This is a genomic window from Rhizobium terrae (assembly GCF_003425685.1).
GTDB classification, from domain to species: Bacteria; Pseudomonadota; Alphaproteobacteria; order Rhizobiales; family Rhizobiaceae; genus Neorhizobium; species Neorhizobium terrae.
The window spans coordinates 1-1,995 of sequence record NZ_QJKM01000064.1 but is presented as its reverse complement, the minus strand read 5'-3'; the positions used below and the strand labels follow the sequence as shown (position 1 = coordinate 1,995).

The 1,995-nt window shown below is 52.7% G+C and carries 1 protein-coding gene; it reads right to left on the bottom strand.

Features of this window, described 5'->3' with window-relative positions:
- Window positions 1–559: 559 nt before the first annotated feature.
- Complete coding sequence (locus DMO26_RS33350; protein WP_117196526.1) at window positions 560–1,765, bottom strand: hypothetical protein; 1,206 nt, start codon at window positions 1,763–1,765, stop codon at window positions 560–562.
- Between the last annotated feature and the right edge of the window lie 230 nt (window positions 1,766–1,995).

The window sequence follows — 1,995 nt, the reverse complement described above, 5'->3', positions numbered from 1 at the left end:
TGCTGCGCTTCTCCCTTTGATGTTTGAGGCCGTTGAAAGACATGACCTCGTTTTACCATCAGCCAGAAGCGCAGCACCGCAATCCAAAATGGTCAACGCTGAGACGCAAAGCCGAATATCCCATCTAATCGCAGCCGGGGCGTCAATAGGAAGTTTTGTGGAAGCATCGCTCTGCCGGGTGCATGGTTGTCTTCGCGGTCGACATCAGGCGCCGCATGATGGAGCTACGCAGCACGAGCCTTCAATGTGGACGAGGCATTCAGCTGAGACAGCGATGCAACCCCATCAGTTCAATTACCGCAGCAGCCGTACCCGTGACCGGTCTGTCGAGTCCTAGACGGAGGAGGCGGGCGAATCCCTGCGCTTAAAAGTGCGTCACAGCTCGCTCCGCGCACCGCAACTCCGTGAGACTTGCCTCGAAGCAAAGTATCATGAGACGGAACTTCCAAGCTTCGGCTTCTACTGTGACCGTTGTAATTCCGATGGCGCATTACACCCATTATCCGGGATGGCGGTAAGGTCACTCAGAAGCATATTGAGAGTGGTTATTGTCGTCGTTCTACCTTACGTGATCGTCACGATCGAACTTCATCAAAGCCTTGCGCGCTGCATTCACCTGCTTTTCATTGGATGTCGCAACTTCGCGTACGCCGTCAATAGCAGCAACTTCGTCGGAGATATTTTGGCTCCTGACCATTTCGCGCATCAGCTTTAGCGACCCTCTCATACCGCCGCTGTCCATTGAAGCTTCCACAGGCCGATCACGCTCAAGCTCCTTGAACGCGGATGCTAACGCACGCCCGTCTTCGGTGTCAGATTGCCTTAATTCTGCTATTCGGGCCCTATTCTCCTCGCTGATGTTCCCATCAAAGACCCTCGCGATGGCGCGTGACAGCGCTTCAAGTTGATGCTCACCGCCATGAAAAAACTTACCGCCCAAGAGCTGAAATGACTTTTCAATAAAGAAATCGGTATGAGCTCGCGAGTTTTTGTCGACGTACGATGCCAACTGAGCAAGAGCCTCGTGCGGATCCTCGCTAGAGTCAAGGTTCTCGTATACCATTTTCCTAAACCCGTCATCCTTGAGCAAGGACGGATTGCAGTATACGATTGCGTCGCTAAAGTCCTCACGCTGGACTTGGTTTTCACTGTTCGAGAGCGCCTCCTCGAGTTCGGCGCGAGTTTCTGAGGCGATATCATTGTATCTCTTCGCCAGGACCTCGGCGGCTTGATATCTCCCAAGGACATCGGGACCCAGGAAGGTGTTCAGGGCGTCACGGTCCATAAAACTGGCTTCGTGATCCTGGAAAAGATCGGCACGCTCTGCGATATGTGAGTAACCCAACATCCTTTTCGCAACTGTTTTCGCGGCAATGTTGTAGAAGATTTTCGATCTCATTTTAGGAGACTGAAATTCGAGCGCAGGCGTCACCGCCGCAGCTTCTTTCCCAATGTGCCGATCATTCCCCCAGATTAGGTTGTCAGAAAAGTTATTGTCCGGAAAGGCGGTTTCGATCACGGCATCAGAGACAAGCCGTGCGCCGTCAAGATTTTCCTTATATTCTCGAAAGCGCCTTGAGTTGGCCAGATCGCGGACCCACCGGCTGGTGCCCAACAGACTTGTGAAGGTTTTAATCGCTCTCCATCTGTCAGGGTCGTCGACCGCGTGGGCGATGATTTTGTGCTGCAATTCGGTGGACAGACGGCGCCATCCGACCTTGACGTCTGCGGACAGCCCTCCGTTCTTATCGCTTTCCTCGGTCATCACGCTCCTTGCTCGAAAATGAAAACATTGCCAAGACTGATGAATGCCCGATCGTTAAGCAATTTTTTCTGTATTACAGTAGCAACGATCCGAACTGAGATGGCTAAAGCGTGTCGCGGTTAACCGGATTCGGGCTTCCTGTTTGAGCTGATTTGTGATTCCGTTTGTCCATGGAAGGAGAAGAACCATGGGCAAGCCGCATCCGATCGAGTTGCGTGAGCGTGTCGTTG

Bases quoted from the DNA above. Each gene is read 5' to 3' on its own strand.
- DMO26_RS33350 (WP_117196526.1), bottom strand. From the start codon at position 1,765: ATGACCGAGGAAAGCGATAAGAACGGAGGGCTGTCCGCAGACGTCAAG.